Raw genomic sequence first — 4,069 nt, forward strand, 5'->3', positions numbered from 1 at the left:
AAGATACGGACACTAAAAGAAGATGTGCAATCACGTGATACGGAAATTAAAGAACTTAAACAAAAGATAGAAGAACGTGACAACGAGGAAATTGAAGAACGTGACAAGGAAATTAAAGAACTGAAGCAAGAGATTGAAGAACTAAAACAAAAGATAGATGCGTACCGAGAAGATTTTAAACGGAAAAGTGAAAAGATACGGACACTAAAAGAAGATGTGCAATCACGTGATACGGAAATTAAAGAACTTAAACAAAAGATAGAAGAACGTGACGACGAGGAAATTGAAGAACGTGACAAGGAAATTAAAGAACTGAAGCAAGAGCTTAAGCCGCGTGATGAAGCAGTAAAAGCGCCGCCTCATAAGAATAAGAAGAGTAAGAAGAAGGGTAAGTAAGGAGATAGAGATGAATGCAGGATCGTATACTGGTTTAATAGTATCTATAGCTGTAAATATTCAATTAGCTATTCAACTTTATCTATTTTATAAAGAATTACAAATAGTTAAAAAGGAAATAATTAAGAAAAATGAAAAAATATGGAGGCAAGAACAGATAATTCAAAAATTATCTCCTTCTAACATTTTCTCTTCTTCAAAAGATAGCAAAAATTCTGGTCAAAACTTAGTTTGAAGCATTTTTTCTGGGTGGAAAAATATCCCTATAAAATACGTTTTGTATGGAGATGCGAGGTGAGTAACACGATTCTTTGTTTTGATCTAGGTACGAAGATGGGGTGGGCGATACGTGGTGCAAGTGGTGACATGTTCAGTGGTACCGTGAATTTTCAATCGCGCCGTTTTGAAGGCGGTGGAATGCGTTACTTGCGTTTTAAGCAATGGCTATCAGAAATAAAGCATACAGCAGGTGATATTGACGCGGTGTATTTTGAAGAGGTGAGGCGTCATAAAGGTACAGATGCGGCGCATGTTTACGGCGGTTTGTTAGCAACGTTAACGGCGTGGTGTGAACAGCATCAGATACCCTATGAGGGGATACCAGTAAGTACGATTAAGAAAGCGATGACGGGGAAGGGGAATGCGTCGAAAGAAGAGATGATAGAGGCAATGTGTCTTAAAGGATACAAGCCATGTGATGATAATGAAGCAGATGCTTTAGCAATTTTATATTTGGTTAAAGAGAAGGAGATCTTAGAGTGATGTCCAACAATAAAGTGGCGTTTGTAAAATTTAATACAGATCAGTTTTTAAAAGAGCTTACAAGTTTAAAAGCGACAGAGAAGGCTGTTTATACAACACTTGTGTTGCTAATGAATAATAGAAAAGCGCCTCTTATCAATTATGCGTCTTGTTTATCGGGTTGGTGTGGGTGTTCAGTGCAAACGTTTAAAAAGGNTTTCAAAAGCAGCTTTAGCAAGGTGGAGTAAGAAAAGAGAGGAGGCAATACATGTCCAGTAAATTACCATGGACGAGGCTTTTTGCATACAAATGGCTTCTTACTCTTGTTTTTTTGTCGCCGACCGAGAAATGTATCTATGTCATGTTGCGACTTCTAATGCTCCATACTGGTGAACCTATTTTAAAGGACTTAACGGTATTAGCTTTTTGGGTTGGTTATCCAGTAGAAGAGTTTGAAGCAGCTTTGAATTCCTTGATTGAAGATGGATTCATCATACGTTTAGACAATGGTGGGTTGTGGAATTCAGAAGTTGAAAAAGAACTCAAAAACGTCACTGAAGAGCTAGATAATTTCACTTGCAATAATAATGGAGAAAGGGAGGTGAAGTATGTCAACTAAGTTGCCATGGACGAGGCTTTTTGCAGACCAGTGGGCAATAGTTGTTGATTATTTGCCTGCTGTAGAGGGCAATATCTATATGCGATTACGGTTACGTATGTTGCGTACTGGTGAACCTCTTTTTTATAATATTAAAGTTTTATCTCATTACACTGGTTATTCAGTGAAGAAGTTTGAAGCGGCACTGAATGTTTTGCTTGAAGAAGGATATTTCATTCGTTTAGCAGATGGTCGCTTATGGAATTTAGATGTTGAGGAAGAGCTCAATAACTCTAATGAGAATTTAGAAAAGGTATCAAAAACATCACGATCAAAGAGATTATCGGAGAGAGCAAAGAAAGCAGCGCAGGCAAGATGGGATAAACATACAACTTATGCTTGTGATGATGCTCAAGTTGCTGAAAATACTGATAAAAACGATGCTAAAGCGATGCTTAATGATGCCTATATATATAACAATAACAATAACAATAACAATAACAAAAAAAATATTATTTTATCAAAAAGAGAAATTGATTTTGAAAATTTAGAAACAAACGATTTGGTTGACGAGCCAATCGAGTGTGATGATGTTCAATCAGAACAAATCAAAACGATAGAAACCAAACAACCAATCATTCGCGAGCAAAATACCAACACTTCAAACAAAGCTAACAACCGATGGCAAATTGACGAAGCGATGATTGAGAAATTGCCTTCACGAAAAGTTAAAAAGGTTGGTAAACAACTTTCAGAAATCGTTGATAAGATAATGCCTGCTTATTTTCCAGAGAAAGCAAACTTTTTTGAAGAAACCAAGAAAACAAGGGAAAAACAAGAAGTTAAAAGAATACTAGAAGATTTCAAACCCGATTTTCAATACGCAATTGAACAAGGATTAACGCATGATGAAGCCTTATCAGAATTTGAAAAATTTGTACGCTTTTCAAAAACCAATCCATGTCGAAATGCAAATGAACGCGATTGGCAAAGCGCTTGGGATAATTGGATTACGCATCCAAAATATGGATTGGTAACTAAGAAACACAAAAAATCAGAAGTGAAAAAACTATATGAAAGCGCATGTTATAAACCACCGTCAAACATCTTTTCAAACAGACTGTCAGAAAGATTTAGCATACCCCTAACAGCGATTTACGCTTAAAGACACGTATGGATCAGAATGCATCAGGAGTAGAGAGGCTATTAGTTTATTTGCTACATAATGAAATCGTATTTAAAAGCATTGAAGGATAAACAGCAAAGTAGTGAAGTTTGCTGATGATTTTGAGAATAGACATGCGTTTAAATTGACAGAAAGGCACCGTACAGAGCGATTTAAAGATTTTGCGATAAAAACACATTGAAATTAAAAACGCTTCTGTGCGGTCCATTTTGAGGCAAATAAACCCATTGGTAAAGTTATGGATTTAGATAGGGGATATTAAACCAAATGTTTTTAAAAAAACGTAAACAGAAGGGGGGAAAAAGTTCGTTGCAACAGCGGTTGGATATGCACCATGGGGATTAGGGGTAGCAGAGTATTTTTACAATCTTTACGAATATGATGATGGTACAAGAGAATATGAAGAATTTGACGGTGGTCAGTATCATGAGATGCCTGAGAATGTTGATTACAGTACCAAGGCTCAAGTGAAAGCGTGGATTTATGGGGGCGGTATTCCGAAAAGCGTATTGAGTTGTGAAGCGTTGATAGACGAGGTGAATAGGGAAATCAAAAAACGTACAGAGAAAGATCAGTTGATTTGTGAAATTACAAATGAAGGTGAGAGATGTTATTCACAAGCTTATGATATAGACCGTGAACTAGAAAAAGCACTTGATATTCAATTAGGTAATTATCAAAATGAAAAAAAGTGAAAAAAATAAAAAATACGTATTGACTTTAAGGAAAAGGTCGTTTATTAAGGTCAGCAAGTGCCTAAGAAACACTTAGCGAATAGCGGATAAACCACGAAAAGGTTTCTCCCATTTCTTAAATACTGACTTTCTTTTATGCTGTTATTGGCATATAACGATTATGTCGGGTGTGGTTACACCATACAATACTCTTTATGAGAAAAGTGTAACGACGGACTATTCGCCGTGTTTCTTAGCACCCGGCGCCCTTATAGGGTGTCAATAAGAAACTAATTTAAACGAATAGGTATCAGCATGAAAGCTACAGTAAAAAATCAAGAAACATCTCCAAAATATCAACTCACAAATCAAACAATTCTTCGTGAGGGTAAGAAACTTTATCGCATTAAGGCGTTAAGAGATTTTGGTGATGTTAAAGCTGGTCAACTTGGTGGCTATATTGAATCTGAAGAA

At 36.3% G+C, this 4,069-nt stretch carries 4 protein-coding genes and 2 pseudogenes; all 6 read left to right on the forward strand.

Annotated features, from left to right (window positions below):
• Positions 1 to 396 (forward strand): annotated as a pseudogene (locus tag ACFIL2_RS02840) (hypothetical protein); the annotation flags it as partial.
• A gap of 10 nt (positions 397 to 406) precedes the next feature.
• A complete protein-coding gene (locus ACFIL2_RS02845; protein WP_375614284.1) occupies positions 407 to 631 on the forward strand; it encodes a hypothetical protein in 225 nt (74 codons plus the stop codon).
• Positions 632 to 690: 59 nt separating this feature from the next.
• Complete coding sequence (locus ACFIL2_RS02850) at positions 691 to 1,158, forward strand: crossover junction endodeoxyribonuclease RuvC (RefSeq protein ID WP_375680414.1); 468 nt, start codon at positions 691 to 693, stop codon at positions 1,156 to 1,158.
• 247 nt (positions 1,159 to 1,405) lie between these two features.
• Complete coding sequence (locus ACFIL2_RS02855; RefSeq protein WP_375609790.1) at positions 1,406 to 1,756, forward strand: DUF1376 domain-containing protein; 351 nt, start codon at positions 1,406 to 1,408, stop codon at positions 1,754 to 1,756.
• Positions 1,746 to 2,900 (forward strand): hypothetical protein, encoded by a 1,155-nt coding sequence (locus ACFIL2_RS02860; RefSeq protein WP_375680416.1) that lies wholly within the window; start codon positions 1,746 to 1,748, stop codon positions 2,898 to 2,900. The genes ACFIL2_RS02855 and ACFIL2_RS02860 overlap by 11 nt, the downstream gene beginning before the upstream one ends.
• A 288-nt stretch (positions 2,901 to 3,188) precedes the next feature.
• Positions 3,189 to 3,616: pseudogene (locus ACFIL2_RS02865) on the forward strand (hypothetical protein).
• Positions 3,617 to 4,069 lie beyond the last annotated feature (453 nt).

This window comes from Bartonella sp. AP30XZML (assembly GCF_042195945.1).
Classification (GTDB): domain Bacteria; phylum Pseudomonadota; class Alphaproteobacteria; order Rhizobiales; family Rhizobiaceae; genus Bartonella.

Bases quoted from the DNA above. Each gene is read 5' to 3' on its own strand.
- ACFIL2_RS02855 (WP_375609790.1), top strand. From the start codon at position 1,406: ATGTCCAGTAAATTACCATGGACGAGGCTTTTTGCATACAAATGGCTT.
- ACFIL2_RS02845 (WP_375614284.1), top strand. From the start codon at position 407: ATGAATGCAGGATCGTATACTGGTTTAATAGTATCTATAGCTGTAAAT.
- ACFIL2_RS02860 (WP_375680416.1), top strand. From the start codon at position 1,746: ATGTCAACTAAGTTGCCATGGACGAGGCTTTTTGCAGACCAGTGGGCA.